The following is a 23,371-nucleotide window of genomic DNA, read 5'->3' as shown; positions in this document are numbered from 1 at the left end:
AGATGCTGCTGCCAGGCATTAGACAGCGGCTTCGACCAGCGCCGCTTCGAGCGCTTTTATGTCGTTCGAGGCCTGAGGCGAGATAACATCGCCCGACGACGGGAACGCAGGGTCGACCTAGGCTGCGGCCGCAGAAGCACCGCCGACCAAGCTGCGACTGGCCGACACTCGGCACGTCAGCACGCTACAACATTGACATGGACCGTCTTCATGTCGACGTGCGCGTCTCTTGTGACCACTCAGTAAGGCGGCGGGAGAACTGCGGTGACCGTGCGCGGCGGATACCGCCGGTGCGGACGCGCGAGCCCGTACGCTCTTTCCCAGTCCATCGAGGCTGCGGCCAGTGCACCGCATCCGGGTGTCAGGGGAAAGACCAATGAGACAATCGCGCCCGCCAGGGCCCTCCGTCATTGCCGCCGCACCCATCCGCGATCTCGCAAACCGACTTCGTCAGTTGGCCGAGGCGGCGAACGAGCTAAACCCGAGCAACCCGATGGTAGAGACGCTGCAGGGAGTATGTCGCGAGATGGACCGAGCATTCCAGCAGGCAGCCGCCGAAGAGGCCTGGTTGACGGTCGCGGAGGTGGCCGCGAGGCTCGGTGTATCGGACGAGGCTGTGCGCTGGCAGATTCGCCAGAAGAATCTCGAGGCCGAGCGCGCCGGGAAGCAATATCGCGTCAGCATGCCGGCGCTTCAGGCTTTTCTCACGAGCAGCCGATCCCAGCGCGGAAGGACCTCGTGACGCGACGCTTGGGCGTTCGCGCGCGCCGCGCCGCGCGCGCCGCCCCATTCCGCTATTCCTGCGGTGCGCACGGCGCGCGCGTCATCATTGAGGAGCGTGCCGATCGATCCGGGAGACTACAGCTTCGCTACTCCGATCCGCGTCGCAGCGGTCGAGATCGGCGGGTGAAGGTCCGAGTGGCGCTCACGATCCGCGACGCCAAGGGTGAACTGGTGGAAGCGAAGATCGAGCGAGCACGAGAAATCGCGAACGCACAGTCCGCGCGATTGGCGGCGGTTCGGGCGGGGACTTGGAGGGGGCAGGTATTCGCGGCACTCACGCTCCGCGAAGGCGTCGAGATTGCACTCGCTACGGACCCAGGCGGTGTCTACCTCGGCGCTGCGCGACAGCATGCAGACGCTGCGCGCCTCGTGCGCCGCCTCGCCAAGGACTTCCTGCCCGGCGATGCCCTTTGGGACGCTGTACGTTCCGACGACGTGATGGCAGGCGTCACTGCTTGGATTGCAGCGAGCGCCAGACAGCACCAGGCGCGGTTGACCGCTGACGCGGCACCCTCGTCCGTCCCGTCTCCGACACCGAGCCCACGGTCGCTGGAAATCGCAGTGGCCGCGCTGACGAAGATCGCGCGGTGGCTCGTGGAAAGCGGTCGCGTGTCCAGAGACCATGTGCTCGTGCCCGCGGACTGGCATGCCCAGCTCGGCCGCGCGTGGGAAAAGCAATTCAAACAGAAGCATACTCCCCGTCGACCTCGTCACGAAGCTGCCGATATTGCGAAACTGCTTCGCGCCGCGGACGAATACGGCGACCCACGCTTCAAGTTGCTGTTCGACGTTGGTGCTGAACTTCGCTTGGGGCAGCTGCTGGCGTGCAATCGAACCGACCTCAACACCGAGCGGCGGGGTGCGAGTTTCCGCATCACGCTGCACATTCCGCAGCAAGGCAGCAAACCGGGCACGGACATCGAGCTCGACGACGCCCAGGGTGAGCGGATACGCGCGATTCTCGCGTCGGGGTATCTGTGCAAGTTGGAACGAGAGTACCAGATGGCTGGCCGGCGGGACTACCCGCTCTTTCCCGGCGGAAAGCTGCGCGAGGGCGTCATCACCCCGCGAAAGCGATTGTCGCGCTGGAATCGGCGATCCGCGCTTGACGCCTTTCACGAGCTCGAGAAGCACGTGGGAATCACTCCGGTGCCCGGCCGCGGTTGGTACGGTGTGCGCCGCACGATGATAGACGTCGCAGCCCTTCATTACAACGATGACCTGCTCCTCGAGAAGATCGGGGCGAACAGCCGCGAGACACGTGATCGCGTCTATAGAGACCGCGAGAACCGGGAACTTCTCGGGCGAGCAAAGGAGGCACGAAATGCGGTGCGGGCGAAGATGAGTGATGAGAGGACTTCGGAACCGGTTGTCGCATCCGTGCCGAGGCGTTGGCCAGACCGCGCCGCAGCGAGATGAACGCCGATTGCCGGACGCCGACGCCAGCCCCTTCATCGGCGCCTCCAATGGGATGGTTCGTCCTGAGCGACGCGCGACCACGGCGCGGCGAGCCCGGCGCCGATGGTTGGTATGCACCACAGGTTCGCACCGATCGGCTTTACTTGCGTTGCCTGCGGCGCCGCTGCGGAGTCTCCGCCCCTGGCCGGAGGCACCCTGATCGCCTAGCACTACTGCGCCACTCTTCTTCTCGTCGATGGGTTCACTAGAACGGATGTTGAGCGAAGATGGACCGCTCTGGCACGGACGTCGCCCTCGAGGCGTGCCGTTAGTCCGCGTGCTTTCAAGAGATGAGGCCGCGCATGCGAGGCCAGTGCATCGCGGCGTGGTGATCTCGATCCGAGCTCCAGGCATGGAACAGCCGGAGATGCTATCCGGCTGGAAGTCGGTGCTGTCGCTGGAGATCGAGGATGTCGACCTCCACGGCAACTTGGAGCCAGGCGTAGATGTGCGCCTGCCAGCCGCGGCCATCGCCGCCTTTGTGCGAACACACCGACGTGCGCCACAGATGCTCCTCCACTGCCACGCCGGAGTGAGCCGAAGCAGGTCCGTTGCCGCCGCCATCTGCGAGGCATTCGGCTGGCCCTATCGGTGGACGGTTCTACATCAGCCGCTCTACGACGCCGTACTGGCGTGCCTGAGGGAACCGCGCCGTTGAGCGGGACCCTCCGGCAGTGTCGGCGCGGGATGCCGGCGCGCCGCCGCTTCGCCGAAGGAAGTGGCGAAGTCGTGCTAGGTGCTGTCCGCCTTTCCTGCGACGCTTCACCGGTGCACGGCGTTCGCCAGTGCTGACGAGGTGACCTTATCCCGCGACACGTGACGCGACGGGAGCAACAGCGACTCCCAGCGTCAGCACCGCATGCGAGTTGCAAAAAGACTCAACGGTGAAGTGCCACCCAACCCCGTTCACGTCACGCAGTCGCGTCTCGATCTCGAGAATCGGGCCGCGGCGCTGATAGGTCGCGTGCGTCGAGAGAATGCGATACGCGTCGTGCGCCGTGACATGCGAGAACTGAGTTTGGAAGGCAGCCGACCGGATGAAATAGCGCCACGGGTCAGGGCCATCGTGCGCGCCGATCGTGGGGACGTTCGGGTGCACACTGATCATGCCGAACGACGCCCCACTGGGATTCCGCTGCTCTACGAATCGCCACAGGGTGGAGGTGATGGAGTTCGCGTAGCGACCGGCCAACAGATGGACGGAGGAGAACGTCGCGGGCAGGTCTCGTGCTTCACGGCCGAAGCGATCATGCAAGAAGAGGAGCTGACCCGCACCATAGTTCGCTTCTGCTTCGATGGTCGCATGGCACTGCGGATCGAGTGTCGCGGCGATGTCGCCCAATAGGAAATCACGATGCCAGTCCGTCAGGCTGTGCGCGATCTCGTGCCCTTCGATCCATCGATGCTTCGGCTTCGGCGCGCTCTCGTCGATCAAAACGCGCTTACCGTCCGGCACCCAGAACGCTAACAGCTTCGACTGTCGTAGCGTCTGCTGCAGTTTGGCGCCGAGGGCCGGAAGCCGTTTCTTGGCGAACAGCCGGTACTGGTGCGTAAACGCCTTGATGACGCTCCGGTCGGAACCGTCATAGTACTGCAGGTCGAGCGCCAGCAGCTGCCGCACGTCTTCGAGCTTGAGCGGCGGCTCCGGCGTTCCCAGATCCCGAAGGACGCGCGCCACGGCATCTGCAATGGACCGGCGCTCGCGCACACCTACCACGGGCGCGTCGAGGCTCATCGGTGGGTACGTTCGGTGAGAAACCGGACGAAGGCGAATAGGGCTTCGCGACCCTCGTCGTCGACGTCGCTGAGCGTGGCGGATCGCGCCGCGAACTTTAGCGCATTGTCAGCCAGGGTGTGATCCGTCACCCGCGTCGCACCTGCGAGCATGGCAAGTTCGCTCACCGGGAGTTGAAAGTGCTTTGCCACCAAAGAGAGCGTGCGGGGCGGAACGATAAACGCCGGGTCCTCCTCGAGTCCCTTCAGGTCCGCAGGTTCCACATCGAGGCGCTCGGCCAGGGCCTGCACGGTTGCGTGAGATTGGACGCGCAGCGCTTTCACCACACGGGCGAGCGCAAGGCGAAGGGCCCGTGGGTCCTCCGTGGAACTGGAGCGTACGCCCGGCAATCCTTGCGGAGCGACGGCATCGGCGATCAGGCCGTCGAGACGGGCCACGGAAAGCCCCGCGTCGGTTTCCATGTCAGGATCCGACGCGATGCGTCGACGCAGCCACTCCTTCGACACAATCAGTCTCATGCGGTGCCTTCCTCGTCCTCGGCCACGAAGGCCGCGGCTTGGGTTTCCGTCATTTCGAAGTAGCAGAGGTTCGCATAGGCGCGATCCGGACCGAGATCTTCCATGCCGCACACCTCTCGGTACCACGACTCCGCCTGCGGCAAGGCGTGCAATCCCAGACGTCGGTGGAATCCCAATTCATCGCTCAAGCTCATGGCGGCGATCAACAAGATGCGACCGACTCCCTTGTACACCGGCGGTCGTGCGCCACCGAGCCGGTTCCACGGCGCCGTCGCGAGGCGATCAACATAGATGATCTCAAGGCCCATGTTCCCGGGGGCGCGACCAAACGCCGCCGTGGCCACCAGGAGCAGCCCTTGGGTGCTTCCTGCGCACTCAAGGGCAAACGACTCGTAATCAAGCCGTCGGGCGTACTTCTCGACCAAGTCGCGCCAGTCCCAGCGACAATCCTGGAGTTGCTCGGGGATGCCGCGGCCGCCGCGGGTCGCATGAGCTTCGAATCGCCGATCGAACTCCGGCATCCAGCGGGCATCGAAGTCATCGAGATGTGAGCGATCGACCGGCTGGTAGAGTCGAGCTTCCTCAAACGCGCCCGTCTGTCGATTGTAGAGCGGGACGACGTTGATCAACTCCGTCATAGCACGACGAGCTCTGCCTTCTCCTTCGTGTGCGGGTGTTCCATGAAGAGCTTGTCGCCGGAGGCAATGCGCTCGGTGATCGACTGATAAAGCCTCAGCGCCTGACGAACGAGTGCGGTCTTCGACATCCCACGGCGCGCAGAGAGCTCATCGAGCACCGTCATTTCGCGGTCGCTTAGCATCAGCGTCATCTGTCGGCGATCCATACGTCCCCCCCTGTGAGCGACCTGTAAGGTAACAACAAATGGCCCATTACGCAAGACAAATAGTGTGAAAACTGGCCATTGACATATGTATAAACTGGCCATAAACTACAGTACCATCATTTAGCGTCGGAGGTTCCGTGAGCGATCTTGCGCAGTCCCACCTGAACGCGGCGGTCGAGCGGGCCGAGAAGGTGCAGGTCTCGGTTTCCACGACCGCCGGACTCTATCCCGAGGAAGGGTACCAGGAGATTCCGCCGCACCAGAAAGTGTCGGTGGTGCTCAAGGCAGCGGCGCACGCCCTGCACCTCACGAGCACCGACGGGTGGCTCGTCACGGTCTCCGATGATGGCGGCCTGCGTCAGGTGGATCCCACGAGGAGTTACCTCGAGAACCACCTCCAGGGACGGGTGGAGCTGGATTGGGGCCCCCCGGAAGGCGGGGGAGGGTAGCCGTGCACCCCGAAGCTGCCAAAGCCCGCTTTCGCGAGGAGGTCGCGCGCATTCCAGCGTCGCTCCTCGCGCAGCGCGGCTGGATCTTGCATACCCAGGAGTTCCCTGATCTTGATTGTTCCTTTGCGGCCGCTGGGCGCACGACGCTCCGCGTGCGATTGACGTGCGACGATTGGAATGACACGCCCGCGTCCATCGCACTCCTCGACGCGACGGGGACGGCGCTATCGCAACTCCTGCCGAACCCCACCGGCGTGTTCAACAACAGTCCACATCCCACGACCGGTCGACCCTTCGTTTGCATGCGCGGGTCGCGCGAGTACCACTGCCATCCGAGCCATTTGAATGATCCGTGGGAACCGTTGAAAACACTGGACGAATACTCGCTTGGCGGATTACTGACAAAGCTTTGGCACGCCTGGCGAAAAGGAGCCGGCTGATGCGAGTCCGGGTGAACGCGTCGCTGCGCGCGACAACGCTCTCAGTACTTCAGGAGACGGGACGCACGCGCGTGGAGTGCGTGGTGCTTTGGCTTGGTCGACGAGCGGGCGACTCCATCGTGGTCACCGAATGCTATCGGCCAATGCAGGAAGCGCGCGCGGATCTCTTCCGGATTCCGCCAGCGAGCATGCGCGAGCTCAAGGCACATCTTCGACGTGAACGATTGATGGTGGCAGCCCAGGTGCACACGCATCCGCGCGACGCATTCCATTCAGTCGCGGATGATACGTGGGCCATCATTCGCCATGAAGGGGCGCTCTCGCTGGTCCTGCCCCAGTTCGCCCTCAACACCGAGGACCGGACTTTCGCGGACGATGTGAGGGTCTTCCGCCTGAACGCCAGCAATGTTTGGTGTGCGGTGCCCGCACGGGAGGTGGACACATGCCTGGATCTCTCCTGACGCAGGAGGCCCGATCAGAGAATGCTCGCACGCTCGCCCGCGCCGCCGGACTCAGCGTCGATGAGGCTGAGCGCACGCTGGACCGCCATGTGCTGGTCAGCGCTCCAGCGAGCGACGCGACCGCCTTCGCCCTCGCGCAGGACGTGATCGAGTTATTGGCGCGTTCCGTGACCCACGTCAGCATGACGTCTGAGGGCTTCGTGCCGGAGCTTGAGGTCGTTGTGGGAGCGACCACACCGAGGAGCACGGCACCACGCCGATTCGCGGTCCTCGATCGTGCGGGCCTCACGATCGACGACGCGAAGCTCCCCGCGGCTCTCGACGTTCCCGTGTCGCGACCCTACGTGGCGCTCGCGGCGTGTTACATCGCTGCGGCCGCCATCCGCGCGCTTCTGCCCCAAACCATGCCGCAATCGGGTCCGGTGCCGCTGCGCCTGCCGTTTCGTCTGTCGTTCGCCGTGGTAGGGCTCGACGATGTGCAACTTACCACCCCGTTTGATGTGGGGACCGCGTATCTGGCAGGCGCGGGCGCCATCGGAAACGGATTTCTCTGGGCGCTTCGGCATCTCCCGGTGTCCGGAGACTTGGTCATCGCGGACGACGATGTCGTGGCGTCAGGTAACCTGAATCGACAGCTCTATTTCAATCCGCCCAATATCGGCCAAGCGAAGGCTCTGTGTCTCGCCGAGAAGGCGCGCGCGGACTTCGCGCAATTGACGCTTCGGGGCTACAGGGCGCGGCTCCAGAACCTCCCAATGAAGACGAATGGCGCATGGTTACCTCGTCTCATCGTCGCGGTTGATAGTCGTCGCGCGCGACGCGAGCTGCAGAATGAGTGTCCAGGCGAGGTGTTCGACGCCTCGACCACCGGCATTCACGAAGTGGTCATCCATCATCACCGCCAACCGACGACGGCCGCCTGCTTGGCGTGTATCTACCGCGCCGACGAAGCGGAGTATTCGCTTGAACAACATATCGCGGATCATCTCGATGTCACAGTGACGGATGTTCGAGAATCACGCATCAGTTCGCGGGCCGCCGCTCGGATTGCGAAACGTCACCCGCACCTTGTCATCGCCGATATCGAGGGGGCGGCCTACGACACGCTGTTCAAGCAGTTGTGCGCCTCGGGAGCGCTGGCGGCGACGGCGGACGAACGCGTGTTGGCGCCCTTCGCCTTCATCAGTGCGCTCGCCGGCACATTGCTCGCCCTGGAGCTGGCGCGGCGCTTGACGAGTGGCCCTCCTAGAAGCGACAACTACTGGAGCGTCAGCGCCTGGCGGCCGCCTCTCGCGTCTCGCCGTCGGCGACGATTGGCAGACGCAAACTGCGTGTTCTGCGGCAGCGCCAGCATGCGGCAGGTGAATCGGTCACTCTGGGGTTAGCGCTGGCAGTCGCGGTGGTACAGCACACGCAGAGGGTCGTGGTAGCTTCGCGAGCGGCGGACACGGCATCCCGCAGGGAACCCGCGTTGTCTCGTAGGCCGTGGCACTCGGGACCTGTTCCAGGTCGTCGACGAGGTGCGTCAGCGCACGGGCACACGCTGCGAGCGCGTGTCGGTCTCGCGCTGCGCGGTGCAACCGCTCGTCGGCGCAACCTTCCCGATGGGTCGCTCGATATGGCCCAGCAGTCGATACATCATGGTCATCGACTCGTCGACCTTCGAACTCCGGTCCGCGTTGCGGTTGCGGCGGTCGAGCCGTGCCGCCATTCTTGGCACTATCACCCTGAGCCGGAGCGCTCGATGCCGACCAAGATCGAGTGGACCGACGAAACGTGGAACCCGATGACGGGGTGCACGAAGATCTCCGCTGGTTGCGATCACTGTTACGCGCAGGTCGTGGCCTATCGACGCACACGGCAGCTCTACCTACAGCAGCCGCCCGTGCGGGAGTCCTCCGCGAATCGCGACGATCCGTTCGCTCCACGCTTCTGGATCGATCGCCTCGAACTGCCGCGGAAGTGGAAGGAGCCCCGTCGCGTCTTCGTCAACTCGATGAGCGACGTCTTTCACGCGCACTTCTCCCTGGAGCACATCCAGCGGGTCTTCGCGGTGATGAACGAGTGTGGCCAGCATCAGTTCCAACTCCTGACGAAGCGACCGGAGCGCGCGGTGCGCCTTGCCGACCGGCTGAACTGGAGCCCGAATATCTGGATGGGGACGTCGATTGAGAACATGGACGTGGCGCACCGCGCCAACGCGTTGCGCGCGATCCCTGCCGCGGTGCGGTTCATCTCCGCGGAGCCGCTGCTCGGACCGCTCGATGACCTCGACGTCAGCGGGATCGACTGGATCATCGGCGGCGGGGAGAGCGGACCAGGGTATCGCCCGGTCGACATCCGATGGGCGCGTGGGTTGCGCGCGTTGTGTCGCCGACGGAGGATCCGCTTCTTCTGGAAGCAATGGGGCGGTTTTACCCCGAAGGCCGGTGGCCGTGAACTCGATGGCCGCACGTGGGACGAATACCCGCGTGAACGCGCGGTCATCTAGGGCGACGCGCGCTGTACCCTCGTGCGGGATGGAAACTCACCGTGTCGGCGGCGCGTCGAAGGGTCGGCCACGATTTGGCCATCGCGCTCCAGGTCTTTGAGGGCAGTCTTCAGTTGCCCCGGGTGGAAGCGGGTGCGATCTGATCGCAGGTAGATCTCGAGCTCCGCCACCATCGTCCACGCAGGGGAGGGCGGGATCCGTTCGAGCAACTCTCGGCACAGCGCCTCACTCCACGGCCGCGGTCCGAACAGGCTGAGCTGATCCACATCCCCGCGTCCACGAAACTGGAAACGCCCGCTCGGGTCCAGCGTCCAGATCGCCTGCTTCATGCGTTCGCACGCCCGTTCGTGCCGCGACGCGTGAAAGATGGTGTACTTGTAGACGTTGCCGTCGTAAAGATCAAAGCGCAGGACCAGCAGACCCGGCCTCGCCGTGCGCAACTGCCGCTCATACAGGTTCAGCAGCGCCACTCGCTTCTCCGGGTGCGGCAGATCGGTGAAGTCGTGCCAGGCGTGGGTGCCGTAGAGCGCGTCGAGTGCTTGCTCGAAGCTCTCCGTTCCTTCGAAGCGTGTGATGAACGATGCCATCAACGACACGTACAGTTCGCATTTGGGATTCGATATCAGCCAAACCAAATCCGACATCGGCGTGTCCGCGATGCCGAACGGATCAACCATGACAAACGCCGGCTTCAGGTGCAGCCGGCGCTCCGTGAGGTGATCGCGCAGCGAGGCCAGCACCTCGTGGAATGTGCCGTGTTCCACGTCGTACGGCGGAGGAGAGGCCACGCCGTCGAGCGTATGCTTCACCTCCGCTTCCAGCGCGGCAGCCCGATCGCAGTCACCCTCGATAAAGGCGAAGTACGGAGTGCCGGTGAAGTGCGGCCGTGCCCTATGCTCCAGATAAGCACGCAAGGCGATGATGGGTGAGCCTTCCTCTCCGGTCGAGTAGCGACCAGGGCCCGCGAAGCCGTCCACAAAGAGGAACGAATCCTCCGAAAAGGCCGATATCGGCAGCCACGCCTTCAGGTACTCTCGAAGGACGGCGTGCTTCGCGTGCGAATGCTCATCGAGAGCCCATCGAAGGGTTCGCGGCTTCTGACTCATACTCAACCTCCCACACGCGCGGACGCGCGAGTGATGGTGGCGACTTGCTGTGTGCTGCAGGGGAGTAACCGGTGAGACCTTCGCCCTCGCGCTAGACTCGACGAAACGCGGTCGGTTGTCCAGAGGCGGCCAGATCCGGGCCGCATCCTGCGAGGTGACGACGGTTCGGTTCATCCCACACGAACGCCACGCGACGGTGCGGGCAAGAGCTGCGCGCCCGATACTCACCGAGGGAACACTAGTCGTCGATGAGTGGAAGATCGTCCACCCGCTCGTAGGCCGTCTTCTCCCGAGCCTCCATTTCCCCCAGCACGATGCCTAGTACTACAGTTGCGGGTCATGTCTGTGCGGGCGGAAGTGCGCCCGACGGGCGGCTTCTTGATGGCGGCGTTGCCAGCGGGAGCACGCGATGACGCGCTGGGGATCCGGCGGGCGTTGCTGGAAGACGAGGCGGGCCAAGAGGTGCTGAATCGCTGGCACGCTCCGGTCGACGTGCGTAGTGCCGGGCGGAGCCCCCTTTGTCGCGGCGTCTGCCGCGCGCGCCCGGCTGGTCAGACCTGAAACTGTGGTACTAAGCGCCGTCGCTTCGGCGCGCTGCACGGCGAGGTCGGTGACGGACAGGAGGACTCTGGATCGCTACCGAACGACGAGCTCGCCGTTAATACCTGACGGAGACGCCTGTTGGACGACGTGCGCCGGGGCACACGAAGCCGGCTGCGTCGTCTTGGCTGCTGCCGTCGCGCGCAGCCCCCCATGTATCGAACGAGTGGCCTTCCTGTCGCCATAGCCTCTCGAGCACCACGCTACGGCGACAGCTGGTCGCGCAGATGCGTGGTCAGCACCGACAGCACGGCGTACGCCGACGCCGTGATATGCTCTCCTCGAAGCGCGTCGAGTTCGGCCGCGAATGCGCCCAACGCACCGGCCGTCGCCGATGCCTGTCCGCGCGTGAGGGAGGCGTCCATCGCGTTGAGCTTAGCCTGGAGACTCTGACAGATGCCGGACGGTCCGATGGCTGCGAGCGGCCCACAGGCGTAGGCGAGATCTTCGTTCAGGAGATGCAAGGTCTCGACCGGCGTCGACGCCGCACTGGGCGGCCGCCGTGGGCTCAGACTCTGGACCACGGCCCAGCCGCCACGGGTACCGTCGAGTAAATCGATGACCGCGCGTGCCGGCCTGTTCCTGGGGTCACTCGCACATTCGCCGCAAGGCCACACCGCATCGGGGGCATCGCCGATGGCATGTAGCGCGTCAAAGCCCGGCAGGTTCGCACTCTCAAACGTCACCACGAGCGAATCCCCGGGCGATAGTTCCGGTCCGGTGGCCTCGCAGATCCATCGGTCACCCGTGAGTTGCTGCCGTGCCACCGCGTTCCAGGAGCCTTCGCGCGCGCTGAACCCAAGCCCCTGGATGTTGTGGATGACAGCGCTTTCCGGACACGGCACCTCGAAGAACATCAGACGCTGCGTGCTTCCGGCGCGTACCCGCACCAGAAACCGGTACTTCCACGCACCTCCGCCAAGCTTCGTCACCTCAGGGATGACGTCTGCATTGATGCGATCCGCCGGCGTGACCAGCACTTCACCAAACGAGCCATCGTCGAGCAGCACGCTAACGTACACGATGCCGTTTACGGGGTCCCGACGCTGAGATCCGACCTGGGCGGCCAGTAGCGCAGGCATCAAGAGTCCGACAAGGACCGTCCCAGTCGTACCTCCGAAGAGCTTGGCGAGCGTCATTGAAAACTCCGTTCGAAGTCGATATGAAAATGCTGCCCCGGCTGCCTTGGGAGTTCGAGCACGCAACTCAGGGCGCGGCCGTTGTATCGGACCTGCTCGCACAGACGCTTCATGCGCCGCTCCGCAGTGGGCCCTGATTCCGCGCCGCTATCGGTGACGTCATTGAAGTCTACATCGAGACCCTCGCGATGACTCGCATGCGGCGGCGCCCAGGTCGCCTTGTAGTCGTACAGACCGCCTCGCGGCAATCCGAGCGCAGTCAAGAGGAACCTCCCCCGGTCGCCGATGAAGGGATACTGAGTGGCGAACTGCCGGTTGAGCTCCAAGTACCGCGCGAATAGATCCATCGTTGCCTCGATCACGCCAGCTTGAGCGAAACTGTCCGCGGGGAAATGGTTGCTAGTCGGAACGATCAAGTAGTTGCTCCCGCTGCGTCGGACGGGCACAATTCCCGGCATGGCGAGAACCAAGCGAAGGTCGGTTGAATCAGCGCCCTGGGCATTGGCGCGGATGCGTTCCGTCCCACCGACGATAGAGGCGACGTACGTCGCCCGCGCATTCCCATCCGCGCCGGTCACTAGGGAGACGACGGGACCGGCTCCGGCAAAATGGCCTTTCGGTCGCGCGCCGCGCGCCGTTGGCGGGTTAGGATGGTCGTGGGTATGCCCGCCGGATATGGAATCATTAAGAAGCTACAGGATTGGGTCCACATACATCGCGGCCGCTACCTGATCGAAGATCGGTTGCACGGTCATCGTGACTGGGGCTAACGGATATCGGTCTGTTCCTGGGCGAAGAGTGAGCGCACGGAAGGATGCGCGCCAGCGGTCCTTCGTATCGTGAGCTCGTCTGCTGCCGCGCGCCAGAGTAAGAAACGCGCGCTCGTCCGCCTCGATACGACGAGAGAGGATGTCCGCACCCATGCACACAACTCGGTGACTCCAGCCCGCCGCTGAGGCGCGACCACAATCCGTCGAGACATCGCAGGCTGCTGCGATGCTTCGGCGGATCGCCGCGTCTGGCCCGTCCCGCAACGACAACGGAGCCTCTACGGCCGCCGGCAATCGTATCGACGCGCACCGCATAGCCTCATTCTTGCTCCGCGTGCGGAGGCAAGGCGTGGAGTAGCGTCTCAACGCGTAAGTGTTGATGGTCCAAGAGTTTAACCAAAAGAAACTCCGGCACGCTACTCTATCAACAGGAACAGCAATCGCTGCGAACTCCGCATCACGTCGACCGGAGTCACGTCGACGATTCACCAAGAAACACGCGTCTCAAGAAGCATGTCTCTCGGTGCACCGACTATTTCGGATATTCCGAATGCCTGAAGTGGGCTCATCCCAACATTCGAAGGGTCAGCGGCGCCGGAGTCGCCGCGTGACGCTCTTTCCGAAGGACCACAGCGCATTCGGCACCGAGTTCAAGGCCGGGATGTTCCGGGTATGCGGCTCAATCAAACCCGAGAACGTGATGATTACACCGCCGTGGAACCTCAGTGGGTTTCGGGACCTCAGTAGATCTCTCAAGAGCTGGGAGGACGAACTCGAAGCGAAGGCCAAAGGTGTCAAGCAGACGACTGGAGAAACGACTCCACCGGCTCTCGACACTGACTTCGATGCATCGGTGCCTGCGACATCCACCGCTCAATCCCCATCGTCCGGGCTCATTTCGGCACCTGAGCGGTCCCCGTGACACGCTCCCCGTCCCGCGCGGCGTAGCAGCTCCGATGATTGCGATTCTCGCAGACTGCCTTCTCGTCCGCACGCAGTCCACCGCGCTCCGAGGTGCGTTGTCCCTGTTCGCGAGCAGAGATGAGTCAAGTTCACTTGAACCGGAGGAGAGCACCAGCCAATGACGTTCGATCCCTACCTGTCCCAGTCTGTCAATCCGTTCCAGGCCGCTCGTGCATCGATGAACTGGGCGCAGCCCACGGTCGTGGATGATCGCGTGCGCTTGAGGGCGGCGGCAGAGCGCGGCGCGTTCGTGGTCATCCGCCAGAGCAGCCTGACGCAAGCTCGCGAGTCTAAAGGTAGTCCGGAGATGCAACGATCGCAGTGCGTTGGCCAAGTGTTGGACCTCGGTGTCTCTCACGAAGTGGTGACGCTGCTCGAAGCGTTGGGCGAGCAGGCCTCCGCCAGCGAGGGACGTCGACTCTTCACCTATCTGCTGCAGCAGATCCAGGCCAACAAGGTCGGACTGATCGTGACGTCAGCCACGCATCGCCTCTCTCGGCACGTTGGCGACATGGAGGAGCTCCTTCGCCTGGCCAAGCGGCACGGCGTCATCTTCATGATGGGCGCTCGGCTGTTGGATCCGGCCAATCCCGATCATGAGTACGAACTGACGACTGGCAGTGCGGAGGCGCGGCGGGAACTGCGGGTGGCCGTGTCGTGGCGCATGAAGTCCCGGCGCACCCTCGCCCGGAATTTGGCTGCCCGCATTCCGCTTCCGTCGGGACTGGTCTGGGCCGATCCCCACAATCGCGAGTATCTCCATGCATTGGAGAAGCACGGACTCCGCGACTGGGTACGGGACTTGTCCCGGCATCGCGAAGGCAGCGTGCTCGACGCGCGAACCCTGCGGATCTTGCCGTTTCCGGACGCTGAGGTGAGTGCGACCGTTGAGTTGCGGATGAAGTGGCTCCTGGAGCTTCAGGATGTCCAAGCGGTCGTCGCGCGCATTCGAGCGGGCGAGCTGGGGTGGCCGAAGGCACGGAGAGGGCTTGTGCCGTGCACAACGGGAGCGCGCTGGCGTCCGGGTCAGCGGATGCAGTGGCGGAAGGTCAACCGGCAGGCCCTTCGTCGCTGGTTTATGCTGCCCGCCCTATACGGCATCTACGCCTTCTATGCCGAAGGCCTGGTGCACGAGACTCTACGCGCCGATCGCGCCGAGCAGCACAAGGGCGCGCACCTCAACCGCGCCCTGGAGCAGGGAAGGCCTGCTCTGCCGGGCGTCGATGATCTGCTTGCTGGGGATATGATGTAATGCGAATCGTGCGAGTTGACGGGCGCGAGGAGGATCTCGGCAATCCGAAGATCGACGAGGAACCTGAGACGGGCGCTGGAGACGGCGGCGTCGTGGGCACGTCCGTTGACGTTCTGACACCATTGGGTCGTCGCGATCGCGATCCGCACCGGCACGGCGTGGCGGATCCGCGCGCGCTCGTGTGGAAGATGGACGCCTTTCCGTCATTTGCGCCTTCCTCGTCATACGAACTCATGCGGCGTCTACTGAGCCAGGGGACGCGCCGCGGCGCGCGTCGCGCGAGAGCGCCGTTGGATCCGAAACTGCCGGCCATGCGGTGTGGCTGGCTGGACGCGTCGCACCATCGTTGCGGGATCACGGTGCGCGCGCGACGTCGTGCCGGAACGACGTATGAGTATCGGTCCACACATTGCATTGAGAGTCTGGAGCCGCATGCGGCGAGGTTCTCTCCCGTTGTCGAAGGACCGATCCTGTCGGCCATCGCCACGGCCTATCGCGCGGTGCCCCTCGAAGAACTCGGACACCTGGTCGAGGGTCTCGAACGTGAGAAGATCCGCCAGCTGGCGGGACTGCAGGACAAACTCGCCGACGTGGAGCAACGTATTCGACTGATGGTGCACGCGAATCTCGAAACGCGCGACAGGCTGCGGGAGGCGCTTGTCCTGACGATGGAACATGATCTCAACGAGCGCGAAGCCCTTCGTGCGGCACTCATGGAGGCGCGTGAGGCGCAGATGTCGACAGGCGATCCCGTGTTGCGGCGACGCGTTCTCAACGCGTTACGTTCCTTGGCCGGTCGTGTGGAGCAGCTCTTCGTCCTCGCCGCCCCGGTGCCTGGTGCCACGCGCCGACTCGTTCGCTTGTTGACGACCACGATCGCGCTCCGGCGCATCGCGCCGAAATTGGCCCTGGCGGAGATCACGTTCCCGCACGGCGTTACGACGGAACTGCTGATCCTCACGGGACCCGTCTGGACCACGCAGCCGCAACGCTTGTGGGCGTACACGCAGCGGCAACGTGGTCGCGAACGGAAGGCAATCGCCCGAGAGTTGGCGGCGGGCCGACTCAAGATCATCGGTTCCCGCGAGTTCACGCCGGATGAGGTCGACTCGGTGGCCCTCTTGCACAGGTACTTCGAAGAGGTGCCAGCGATCGTCAGCGGTCAAGGCGAAACGATCAGTGTGTTGGCTCATCGCACGGGCGCTGACGAGCGGGAACTGTGGCACCGGGTGATGCAGGGCGTCCTCGGACCGGCCCGAGTCGACGCGGACGGTGCGCTGGTCGTGGCGCCGGACGAGGCGTGTCTCGAGAAGGCGTTCCCGGAGTATGCGCGACAGCAGACGGCGCGACGTGCGGGATGGGCGTATGAGGATACCCGGGCGGCCGAGCAGCAGCCGGTACTCAGCACGTCGCAAACGCGCGTGATTGAACGGTTGATTCGACAGCGGACACCGATCGTAGCTTACGATCTTGTCGGGCGCCGCTATCTCAACTGGCCCACGGTCGCGCAGGAGATGGAACGGGCGGGTGTGCCCGTTACACAGGCGTCACGGCAGGAGGCACAGGATCGCGCGTTCGCCAATGCCGTGCTTGCCGCGGGATTCCCCGCAACGTGGATTCCTCACTTCCACTCGGCGCGAGACTTGGTGGAGCACTTCCGGAAGCAGACCCCAACGTTGCGAGGCCCACTGATGCAGCGATCCGCCACCGATCGCCGGCTGCTGATCATCCCGTGCCGAGCGCCTCGACTGTCGCGGCACGGTCGCGCCACACACCAGCTGATCTACTGTCCGCCGGAGGTCTTCTCGTCGGTCGATGTGTCGGTGGTGAGATCGTGGATGCGGGGGGAGTATCCGATTCCGGAGCCACCAGGGACACGCAGCTCGGGAGGGGGCCCGGCTCAAACGACCCGCTGAGCGCGTGAGTGAGCCCTGCGCAGCAAGAAGTTGGCGCCACGCGATGGCGAGGACGCGGTGGCCAGAGCGTCCGAGCGTCGAGGCGCAGGTGGTGTTTGCCTTCTGAGGTGCCGCGCGAGCGGCTGCAGGACATCGTCACCAACGCGGGCGTGACTGCGATGCGCTTTCGCATTATGCGTGAGCAGGCGCTGCACCGTGACGCCACGCCGGGCGTACCAGCGGACGGCGCGAGCAAAAAAGCCGCGGCAGTCTCCGCCGGCTTCATCGGGCAGGAGTGATTGCCATGCATCTGATTGATTGTCCGGGGCATCCAGGTCGAGCACGATCTCGCCGGGGCACGGGATGTCCCGGCAGAAAGACGTCCCCGAGCAGCCGGTCGACCGCTGCACAGCAAACGCTGCGCAGCGGCAGACCAGTCTACTTGTGATAGAAGCGCTCGCGGATGATCCTCCCATCCTTCCAGCGACGGACAGCAACCTGAGCGATCGTGAGCGGACCCATACCCTCGATCACCATGCGGAACTCCCACTCGGAAAAGGAGATGTCACCATTCGACCCGTGTGCGAGGACACGTGCCTCGAAGGACGTGATGTTCTTCTCCATCTCCTGGCGGGCGCGCAGCCATGCGTCGCGGCCAACGCGTTCTGGCTCGTCGTTCTCTTGCGCGATGACGTCCTCGGCGTAGAACCGCTGGAACGCGTCCACGGATTTGCCATCGACAATCATCGTGTTCAATTGCTGATCCAACGCGAGCGTGTCCATATGCTGCTCCTTGAGGGGGGGGAATTCACCGCATCGTGGGCGGCGCCGGGGACTGCACGCGCCAATTACGGTTTCGTTTGTCGCTGTCCGAGAGCGTCAGTGTGCGATGCAAGGAATGATCGCACGCTCATCGGTGTCGAGCCGGTCAACTCCTGGACAGCGCCCGATACTGTCGCGAAGAGGCCGCGCTGCATGCCGGCGTCGAACGAAGCCATGAGGCGGGCCACCGGCGCCGGCAGTCCGCTCCCGACCATGCCGGCAATGAGTGCGTCTGTGTCAACGGGGACAAAGACGACGTCCGTGCCGGACAACTCGCTTGCGAGCGCGGCGAGTTCGGCATAACTGACCGCCTCTGGGCCCGTGATCTCGAGCTGCCGCGTGCCATCGAACCGCGAACGGAGCGCCGCAGCGGCGGCGTGCGCGCAATCCTCACGGGTGACATAGGCCGCACGTCCGTCTCCTGCCGCAGCGAACAGCCGCCCTGACGCAATCGCCGCCGACAAGCTCATGGGCAGAAAGTCGGTGTACAGGTTGTTGCGCAGCGCGGTGTACCCCACGCCGCTCGCCGCCAGCGCGTGTTCCGTTTTCGCGTGATCAGGCGCGATGAGGACCGGCGAATCCTCCACATGACCCGCCAGCGAGGTGTAGACGATGTGCCGCACGCCCGCGAGGGCGGCGGCCTCCACGGCCCGGTTGGCTTGCTCGTAACGGCGACCGGGCCGATCCAAGGCGTCGGTGCTGATCAGCAGCATCCGATCGGCGCCCCGGAAGGCTGCGGCCAACTGGCGCGGAGCCTGCTCAAAGTCGGCCTGACGCACCTCCACCCGGCTACCAGAAAGGCCGGCCAGTGAGTCTGGATTGCGGGTCGTCGCGATGATCGCGTTATCGCCGTGCGCGAGTAGAAGTTCGAGCACTCGGCGGCCGAGACGGCCGGATCCGCCGGTCACGAGTAACGTGGGGCTTGCGTGTCGACTCAATGGACTACCTCAAGAATTGGGGATTCGTGCATTGCGCTCAAACGGCGGCGTGGTTCATCGAGCATCATCCATACATCGATGCGATTGGCCAGCCTACCCGATCCTTCTGCCGTGCTCCGTCGCCTGCTCTTCCTAGATCAGGACTTTTTCCAGCAAACGGCTGCTCAGGGCCTCAAGGTACTTCTCGAATGTCGCCTGACCGGGCGAGAAGTACCCGAACTGCCCCTCACGCCGCACACGTACCAGGCCCGCTTCTGTCAGCAACCGGAGATGATGCGATATCGTCGACTGGCTGACCGGGAACCGATCGGCCACCTGGCCGCACGAGATCTCGCCGGCACCGATGATCACCTTTAGAATCTCAAACCGCCTCGGATCAGCCAGTGCCTTGGCGATCCGACTGAACTCGGCGTCCTTCATGAGCACTTTGCGGAAAGCATTCGATATATCTACGTATATCGAAGTGCTCTGTCAAGGTCCGTTGGCATAAGGTCGTTGGGCGAGCCGCCGAGTGAGTGCGAACGCGTGGTCACGTGGATCGGTTTTCCGCGATTGAACGACAGGATAGGGGGAGTGTCCATGGGCCTGCCGGGCCGCGTGATGCCGTGGCGGTGCCGCCGGTCTTCTCAATCACGCGCGACCATCGGCCGTCGGTGTGCAGGGTGGATTGGGTTGGCCATCGCTGGGCGGGTCACCCAGGAGCTGCTTGCTTCCCGAGATATGCGCTTGCGTACGCTCGTCGACGCTGCGTAGCCACAGCCGAGGAACGTTCCCGGCCACATCGCCAACACCCGAATCGTCAGGAGAGTGTTCGCTTAGCAACGTCGCGCTCGAAGTCAGCGGTCGTTAGTTGATGGGCCGCCGAACGCCAGCCGGAGTACACACGCACGAAGTCGGCCAGTATCCGTTTCAGCGGGACGTCGTTGAAACTGCCATGATGACGCAGGTACTCCATGTGACGCTGGCCACTGCGGTCGAACAGATGGTAGAGCGAGTCATTCATGCCGTTGAACTCCAGTGGGACCAAGCCGAACTTCTCGCACAGGTCGGTGTTGAACGCGGGGGTGGCCTTGCGCCACGCACTGTCCAGCCAGATCTCCGAGAACCCGTGCCACACGAACACGTCCGTCTGCATGGCTTGGCGCAAGCGTTTGGTGGACAGGTGATTGCGTACGTCGGCGAATCCTAGCCGAGCCGGGATGCCCACGGCGCGACAAGCCGCCGTCAGCAGCGTGGCCTTCGTCACGCACCAGCCCGCTCCCACGGCGAGCACGGTACTGGCGCGCATGCCATGGACGGTCAGGTCTGCGGCACGATACGGGTCGTAGCGAAACCCGTCACGCACGGCGTTGAAGAGCGACACCGCGCGCTCGCGGTCGTTCGCCCCCCGCGCGTACTCATGCGCAAAGCCCTGCACGGCCGGATGGTCGCAATCCACCACCGCGGTGGGCAGCAGCGAACCCTCCGACGGACCTGCGTCGGGCGGCAGGGGCGGGGCGTCGTCGGTTTCTGTGCTCATGATACATCTCCCTGATGAAGAACCGTGGTACGCGAGTTCATGATCCCGGACTTCGGCGCACTGGCGGCCCGTCCGCGACGACCGACGTATCCGATGTGGAGTGCGCGACGAACGCATGTGTCGGTCCCAACGCACGAAACACCGCTAGGCCACAGGCCGAGCCCGCCCGACTGAACAGCACGCCCTTAAAGAGGGACGTCGTGCCGGAGCCGCCGGACAGAAAGGGCCCGGTGGGCAGGAGCCTCCGTGTGCCTTCATAAGAATTTCGTTCGTCCAGCACCATTCCGATGTCACGGACATGCGGCATGTGTTGATCGAACAGGCGGGCCAGTTCCTCGACTGAAATAGGGTGCTGGGAGTCCTTCATGATGCGCCAGTTCTGGTGGGACGCAGGTGTGCGTCCTGGTGATTCTTCGGCTCGATTGGAACTCATCGGGCGAGCAGTGTTACTTCTTATGGATAGTACTCCAACCCAAGATGGGTGATCTGCTCCTCCCCCATCAGGTGGCGGAGCGTGTTCTTGAGCTTCGTCTGCTGAATGAAAAGATCGTGCTCGGGGAGAAGTCCTGCGGCAGCCATGGGTGACTTGTAATAGAAACTCAGCCATTCCTGGATCCCATTCATCCCGGCACGCGAGGCCAGGTCGCTGAACAACGCGAGGTCGAGCACAATGGGCGCCGCGAGAATCGAGTCACGGCAGAGGAAGTTCACCTTGATCTGCATCGGATAGCCCATCCATCCGACGATGTCGATGTTGTCCCAGCCTTCCTTGTTGTCGCCGCGCGGCGGGTAGTAGTTGATGCGCACAACGTGCGAGAAGCCCTCGTACAAGTCGGGGTACAGCTCCGGTTGCAGGATGGTGTGCAGCACGCTGAGCTTCGAGGCCTCCTTCGTCTTGAAGGACGCGGGGTCGTCGAGCACCTCACCGTCGCGATTGCCGAGGATGTTGGTGGAATACCAGCCCTCAAGGCCGAGCATGCGCGCCTTGATCGCAGGGGCGATGACCGTCTTCATCCACGTCTGGCCGGTCTTGAAGTCCTTGCCGGAGACCGGCACACCCTCGCGCTGGGCGAGGGCCAACAGCGCTGGCGTGTCGACGGCAAGGTTCGGCGCCCCGTTGTTGTACGGGACGTGCTCCATGATGCAGGCCCACGCATACAGCATCGACGGGGCAATCTCGGGAGCGTTCTCATCCATCCCGGCCTCAAAGGCCTCGATGCTGGCATGCACCGCCGACGGGGCGATGTAGATCTCGGTCGAGCCGCACCAGACGGCCACGAGCCGGTCGCAGCCATTGGCCACGCGAAAGTTGCGGATATCCTGCCGGATCTGCTCGGCGAGGTCGCGCTTGGTCTTGCCGGTCTTGACGTGCGTGCCGTGGATGCGCGTGACATAGTGCTGATCGAAGACCGCCGTTATCGGCGTGATCGCCTGTAGGAAATCCTTCAGCGGCTCGAGGTGCCTGCCCTCGAGCACGCCGGCCTTCTTTGCCGAGGTGTACGCGTCATCGGGAATCGGATCCCACGCGCCGAACACGAGGTCCTCGAGGCTGGCGAGCGGCGCGAAATCGCGAATTAAGGGCGCCCGATGCTCGGTCCGCTTGCCAAGCCGAATCGTGGACATCTGGGTCAGCGACCCGATGGGCTTTGAGAGCCCTCGACGCACGCTCTCGACACCGGCGATGAAAGTGGTGGCGACAGCGCCCAATCCGGGCGTGAGAATGCCCAGCTTCCCTTGGGCGCTGCGAATGGCCTTTTTGGGCGGCTGGCTCATTGGTTCACTTGGTGGTGTCGGGAGGCGAGAACAGGGCTGGCCCGAGCAAAGCGTAGTCCACGGTGTGGGCGGAGGACGGCGCCAGCCCCTGCGCGGCCAGGTAGTCGTGCGCAAGTTGCCTGACGGACCTCGCAATAGCTGCGGCCGCGAACAGCACGAAGACGAAGCGAAGCAGCAGCCCGTCGAACGCCAGCCCGAAGAATGCCTGCGGCAGTGCCAACAGGAGCAAGCGAGCCGGACGCTCCAGGACGCCGATTTCTTCCATGGAAACTCCGACAAACTCGGCGCGAGCTCCCGCGTACGTCGATATCAGCGTCGCAAGCAATCCCGCAAGACCGACCGCAACCATGGGCAGATAGCGGTGCCATGCATCGGCGGCAAAGAAGAACGTCAGGCCTCCGAACAGGAAGCCATCGGCGATGCTGTCCATCGCAGTGCCGTGAACCATCGCAGTGCCGGGTACACCGCTGTCCGTCTGCGTTGGATTGATGCTGCGCGCCAACAGGCGACCGATCAGGCCAAGGACCGCCGAAGCCCCGAGCAGCCACGCCGCAAGGCGGATGGTTCCAGCGGCGAACAGCGCGCCAGCCACGCATGAGCCCACGACGCGGATCGTCGCGATGAGACGCGCACCGATCAAACGCCGCGCCAGGAACTCGGCCACGGGTTTCGGCAGGAACATGAGAACCGGTTTTGCGGACGCCAATGACGAACGAATCAGAGGTGGAATGAACTGGAAAACGACCAAGAGACTCTATGCCGAGGTGCAAGTCGAGCTCGATGCAACCCATTGGCGGTAGCACGGCCGAGCGACTGCTTCCGGAGCGCCTCTTCGTCATTGCGGCACTGAGGAGTGAACGTTAAGATAGTTCTAAACGATCTTAAGCAACAGCCTTCGGGAGCGCGATTCGTGAATGCCGCGACAAGCCGTATCATCGAGCAGTTCGGCGTCATCCTCCACCTCGAGGGCTATTCGCGTGTCGCCGGACGCGTCTTCGGCCTGCTCCTGCTGAGCGAGGCTCCTCGAGCGCTGGGCGAACTGGCAGACGAGCTCGCGGTCAGCAAAGCGAGCGTGAGCGTAAACGCGCGGCTGCTTGAGCAACAGGGTATCGTCGAGCGCGTCGGACAGTCCGGCGACCGCCAGGACTATTACATCATCTCACCAGACATCCTGACGCGGACCGTCGAACAGCGAATCGCACGGTGGCAGCGCCTGCTCGACGTCATCAGCGCCACGAAGGAGACAGTCGCTAGCCAGAGCGACGTGCTCCGTGCGCGACTCGAAAATCTAGAAGCAGCGCACAGGTTCCAGCTGGCTTCCATGACCGATGCGCTGGAGCAGTGGCGGTGTAGGCCGCGTCACACGTCAGCCGTGAAGCAGGCGGAATATGCATAGCCTGTGCTCGCGGGGTGTC

The 23,371-nt window shown here is 63.9% G+C and carries 26 protein-coding genes; 12 read left to right on the top strand and 14 right to left on the bottom strand.

The features are described 5' to 3' along the window. Window positions 1-493 precede the first annotated feature (493 nt). Complete coding sequence (locus tag VGJ96_07815; protein ID HEY3287010.1) at window positions 494-742, top strand: helix-turn-helix domain-containing protein; 249 nt, start codon at window positions 494-496, stop codon at window positions 740-742. Further along, the gene (locus VGJ96_07810; GenBank protein HEY3287009.1) at window positions 739-2,202 is read left to right on the top strand and encodes a hypothetical protein; all 1,464 of its coding nucleotides are present in this window, start codon (window positions 739-741) and stop codon (window positions 2,200-2,202) included. Before VGJ96_07815 ends, VGJ96_07810 begins: the two co-directional genes overlap by 4 nt. An 841-nt stretch (window positions 2,203-3,043) precedes the next feature. Here the strand turns inward: VGJ96_07810 and VGJ96_07805 are convergent. From VGJ96_07805 to VGJ96_07790, 4 genes are read right to left on the bottom strand one after another with little or no spacing between them, the layout of a single operon-like run. Continuing rightward, a complete protein-coding gene (locus VGJ96_07805) occupies window positions 3,044-3,976 on the bottom strand; it encodes a hypothetical protein (protein ID HEY3287008.1) in 933 nt (310 codons plus the stop codon). Continuing rightward, window positions 3,973-4,494, bottom strand: coding sequence for a hypothetical protein (locus VGJ96_07800; GenBank protein HEY3287007.1), 522 nt, complete (start codon window positions 4,492-4,494; stop codon window positions 3,973-3,975). Before VGJ96_07800 ends, VGJ96_07805 begins: the two co-directional genes overlap by 4 nt. Continuing rightward, window positions 4,491-5,132 carry a hypothetical protein gene (locus VGJ96_07795; protein HEY3287006.1) on the bottom strand — a complete coding sequence of 214 codons (642 nt, stop codon included), beginning with the start codon at window positions 5,130-5,132 and terminating at the stop codon, window positions 4,491-4,493. The genes VGJ96_07800 and VGJ96_07795 overlap by 4 nt, the downstream gene beginning before the upstream one ends. Next, a complete protein-coding gene (locus VGJ96_07790; protein HEY3287005.1) occupies window positions 5,129-5,323 on the bottom strand; it encodes a ribbon-helix-helix protein, CopG family in 195 nt (64 codons plus the stop codon). The genes VGJ96_07795 and VGJ96_07790 overlap by 4 nt, the downstream gene beginning before the upstream one ends. A gap of 152 nt (window positions 5,324-5,475) precedes the next feature. Here VGJ96_07790 and VGJ96_07785 point away from each other — a divergent pair, with 152 nt between their 5' ends. From VGJ96_07785 to VGJ96_07770, 4 genes are read left to right on the top strand one after another with little or no spacing between them, the layout of a single operon-like run. Continuing rightward, on the top strand, window positions 5,476-5,787 hold the full coding sequence (locus tag VGJ96_07785) for a hypothetical protein (protein HEY3287004.1): 312 nt from the start codon (window positions 5,476-5,478) through the stop codon (window positions 5,785-5,787). A 2-nt stretch (window positions 5,788-5,789) separates the two neighbouring features. Further along, entirely contained in the window at window positions 5,790-6,227 is a 438-nt protein-coding gene (locus VGJ96_07780; protein ID HEY3287003.1) for a putative metal-binding protein, read from the top strand. Between the two features lie 11 nt (window positions 6,228-6,238). Continuing rightward, complete coding sequence (locus tag VGJ96_07775) at window positions 6,239-6,688, top strand: hypothetical protein (GenBank protein ID HEY3287002.1); 450 nt, start codon at window positions 6,239-6,241, stop codon at window positions 6,686-6,688. Beyond that, window positions 6,670-8,073: a ThiF family adenylyltransferase gene (locus VGJ96_07770; GenBank protein HEY3287001.1), complete on the top strand. Its 1,404-nt coding sequence runs from the start codon at window positions 6,670-6,672 to the stop codon at window positions 8,071-8,073. Before VGJ96_07775 ends, VGJ96_07770 begins: the two co-directional genes overlap by 19 nt. A gap of 140 nt (window positions 8,074-8,213) precedes the next feature. Here the strand turns inward: VGJ96_07770 and VGJ96_07765 are convergent, their stop codons facing one another. Further along, window positions 8,214-8,399, bottom strand: a complete 186-nt coding sequence (locus tag VGJ96_07765) for a hypothetical protein (GenBank protein HEY3287000.1) — start codon at window positions 8,397-8,399, stop codon at window positions 8,214-8,216. 33 nt (window positions 8,400-8,432) lie between these two features. Between VGJ96_07765 and VGJ96_07760 the strand changes: the two genes are divergently transcribed. Next, entirely contained in the window at window positions 8,433-9,179 is a 747-nt protein-coding gene (locus VGJ96_07760) for a phage Gp37/Gp68 family protein (GenBank protein HEY3286999.1), read from the top strand. Here the strand turns inward: VGJ96_07760 and tcmP are convergent. The 3 genes from tcmP to VGJ96_07745 form a co-directional block, all read right to left on the bottom strand. After that, window positions 9,176-10,285 (bottom strand): three-Cys-motif partner protein TcmP, encoded by a 1,110-nt coding sequence (gene tcmP / locus VGJ96_07755; GenBank protein HEY3286998.1) that lies wholly within the window; start codon window positions 10,283-10,285, stop codon window positions 9,176-9,178. The two genes, VGJ96_07760 and tcmP, sit on opposite strands and share 4 nt — an antisense overlap. 803 nt (window positions 10,286-11,088) lie before the next feature. After that, window positions 11,089-12,024, bottom strand: coding sequence for a hypothetical protein (locus VGJ96_07750; GenBank protein HEY3286997.1), 936 nt, complete (start codon window positions 12,022-12,024; stop codon window positions 11,089-11,091). After that, window positions 12,021-12,602, bottom strand: coding sequence for a hypothetical protein (locus tag VGJ96_07745; protein ID HEY3286996.1), 582 nt, complete (start codon window positions 12,600-12,602; stop codon window positions 12,021-12,023). The genes VGJ96_07750 and VGJ96_07745 overlap by 4 nt, the downstream gene beginning before the upstream one ends. 799 nt (window positions 12,603-13,401) lie before the next feature. Between VGJ96_07745 and VGJ96_07740 the strand changes: the two genes are divergently transcribed. From VGJ96_07740 to VGJ96_07725, 4 genes are all read left to right on the top strand, one after another. Further along, window positions 13,402-13,716, top strand: coding sequence for a hypothetical protein (locus VGJ96_07740; GenBank protein HEY3286995.1), 315 nt, complete (start codon window positions 13,402-13,404; stop codon window positions 13,714-13,716). Window positions 13,717-13,875: 159 nt separating this feature from the next. Continuing rightward, complete coding sequence (locus tag VGJ96_07735) at window positions 13,876-15,009, top strand: recombinase family protein (GenBank protein ID HEY3286994.1); 1,134 nt, start codon at window positions 13,876-13,878, stop codon at window positions 15,007-15,009. A gap of 290 nt (window positions 15,010-15,299) precedes the next feature. Beyond that, the gene (locus tag VGJ96_07730; GenBank protein ID HEY3286993.1) at window positions 15,300-16,925 is read left to right on the top strand and encodes a hypothetical protein; all 1,626 of its coding nucleotides are present in this window, start codon (window positions 15,300-15,302) and stop codon (window positions 16,923-16,925) included. Window positions 16,926-17,020: 95 nt separating this feature from the next. Next, window positions 17,021-17,203 carry a hypothetical protein gene (locus VGJ96_07725; protein HEY3286992.1) on the top strand — a complete coding sequence of 61 codons (183 nt, stop codon included), beginning with the start codon at window positions 17,021-17,023 and terminating at the stop codon, window positions 17,201-17,203. 139 nt (window positions 17,204-17,342) lie between these two features. Here VGJ96_07725 and VGJ96_07720 read toward each other — a convergent pair whose 3' ends face one another. The 6 genes from VGJ96_07720 to VGJ96_07695 all read right to left on the bottom strand — a co-directional run bounded on the left by VGJ96_07720 (window position 17,343) and on the right by VGJ96_07695 (window position 22,638). Continuing rightward, a complete protein-coding gene (locus VGJ96_07720; protein HEY3286991.1) occupies window positions 17,343-17,687 on the bottom strand; it encodes a nuclear transport factor 2 family protein in 345 nt (114 codons plus the stop codon). A gap of 65 nt (window positions 17,688-17,752) precedes the next feature. Further along, window positions 17,753-18,634 carry an SDR family oxidoreductase gene (locus VGJ96_07715; GenBank protein HEY3286990.1) on the bottom strand — a complete coding sequence of 294 codons (882 nt, stop codon included), beginning with the start codon at window positions 18,632-18,634 and terminating at the stop codon, window positions 17,753-17,755. Window positions 18,635-18,796: 162 nt separating this feature from the next. Next, window positions 18,797-19,084: a metalloregulator ArsR/SmtB family transcription factor gene (locus VGJ96_07710; GenBank protein HEY3286989.1), complete on the bottom strand. Its 288-nt coding sequence runs from the start codon at window positions 19,082-19,084 to the stop codon at window positions 18,797-18,799. A 379-nt stretch (window positions 19,085-19,463) separates the two neighbouring features. Next, entirely contained in the window at window positions 19,464-20,183 is a 720-nt protein-coding gene (locus VGJ96_07705) for a transglutaminase family protein (protein ID HEY3286988.1), read from the bottom strand. Between the two features lie 453 nt (window positions 20,184-20,636). Beyond that, on the bottom strand, window positions 20,637-21,956 hold the full coding sequence (locus tag VGJ96_07700) for an inositol-3-phosphate synthase (GenBank protein ID HEY3286987.1): 1,320 nt from the start codon (window positions 21,954-21,956) through the stop codon (window positions 20,637-20,639). A gap of 4 nt (window positions 21,957-21,960) precedes the next feature. Further along, entirely contained in the window at window positions 21,961-22,638 is a 678-nt protein-coding gene (locus VGJ96_07695; GenBank protein HEY3286986.1) for a hypothetical protein, read from the bottom strand. A gap of 228 nt (window positions 22,639-22,866) precedes the next feature. Between VGJ96_07695 and VGJ96_07690 the strand changes: the two genes are divergently transcribed. After that, window positions 22,867-23,352: a MarR family transcriptional regulator gene (locus tag VGJ96_07690; GenBank protein ID HEY3286985.1), complete on the top strand. Its 486-nt coding sequence runs from the start codon at window positions 22,867-22,869 to the stop codon at window positions 23,350-23,352. Window positions 23,353-23,371: the final 19 nt, after the last annotated feature.

The organism is Gemmatimonadaceae bacterium (genome assembly GCA_036504815.1).
GTDB lineage: Bacteria > Gemmatimonadota > Gemmatimonadetes > Gemmatimonadales > Gemmatimonadaceae > PNKL01.
The sequence above is the reverse complement of the archived record's forward strand: the minus strand, read 5'-3'. Positions and strand labels throughout refer to the sequence as shown.

Excerpts from the sequence above, each read along its gene's own strand:
- VGJ96_07710 (HEY3286989.1), bottom strand. The coding sequence starts at position 19,084 with ATGAAGGACGCCGAGTTCAGTCGGATCGCCAAGGCACTGGCTGATCCG.
- VGJ96_07735 (HEY3286994.1), top strand. The coding sequence starts at position 13,876 with ATGACGTTCGATCCCTACCTGTCCCAGTCTGTCAATCCGTTCCAGGCC.
- VGJ96_07765 (HEY3287000.1), bottom strand. The coding sequence starts at position 8,399 with ATGGCGGCACGGCTCGACCGCCGCAACCGCAACGCGGACCGGAGTTCG.
- VGJ96_07695 (HEY3286986.1), bottom strand. The coding sequence starts at position 22,638 with ATGTTCCTGCCGAAACCCGTGGCCGAGTTCCTGGCGCGGCGTTTGATC.
- VGJ96_07815 (HEY3287010.1), top strand. The coding sequence starts at position 494 with ATGGTAGAGACGCTGCAGGGAGTATGTCGCGAGATGGACCGAGCATTC.
- tcmP (HEY3286998.1), bottom strand. The coding sequence starts at position 10,285 with ATGAGTCAGAAGCCGCGAACCCTTCGATGGGCTCTCGATGAGCATTCG.
- VGJ96_07700 (HEY3286987.1), bottom strand. The coding sequence starts at position 21,956 with ATGAGCCAGCCGCCCAAAAAGGCCATTCGCAGCGCCCAAGGGAAGCTG.
- VGJ96_07750 (HEY3286997.1), bottom strand. The coding sequence starts at position 12,024 with ATGACGCTCGCCAAGCTCTTCGGAGGTACGACTGGGACGGTCCTTGTC.
- VGJ96_07800 (HEY3287007.1), bottom strand. The coding sequence starts at position 4,494 with ATGAGACTGATTGTGTCGAAGGAGTGGCTGCGTCGACGCATCGCGTCG.
- VGJ96_07805 (HEY3287008.1), bottom strand. The coding sequence starts at position 3,976 with ATGAGCCTCGACGCGCCCGTGGTAGGTGTGCGCGAGCGCCGGTCCATT.
- VGJ96_07790 (HEY3287005.1), bottom strand. The coding sequence starts at position 5,323 with ATGACGCTGATGCTAAGCGACCGCGAAATGACGGTGCTCGATGAGCTC.
- VGJ96_07705 (HEY3286988.1), bottom strand. The coding sequence starts at position 20,183 with ATGAGCACAGAAACCGACGACGCCCCGCCCCTGCCGCCCGACGCAGGT.
- VGJ96_07720 (HEY3286991.1), bottom strand. The coding sequence starts at position 17,687 with ATGGACACGCTCGCGTTGGATCAGCAATTGAACACGATGATTGTCGAT.
- VGJ96_07795 (HEY3287006.1), bottom strand. The coding sequence starts at position 5,132 with ATGACGGAGTTGATCAACGTCGTCCCGCTCTACAATCGACAGACGGGC.
- VGJ96_07760 (HEY3286999.1), top strand. The coding sequence starts at position 8,433 with ATGCCGACCAAGATCGAGTGGACCGACGAAACGTGGAACCCGATGACG.
- VGJ96_07770 (HEY3287001.1), top strand. The coding sequence starts at position 6,670 with ATGCCTGGATCTCTCCTGACGCAGGAGGCCCGATCAGAGAATGCTCGC.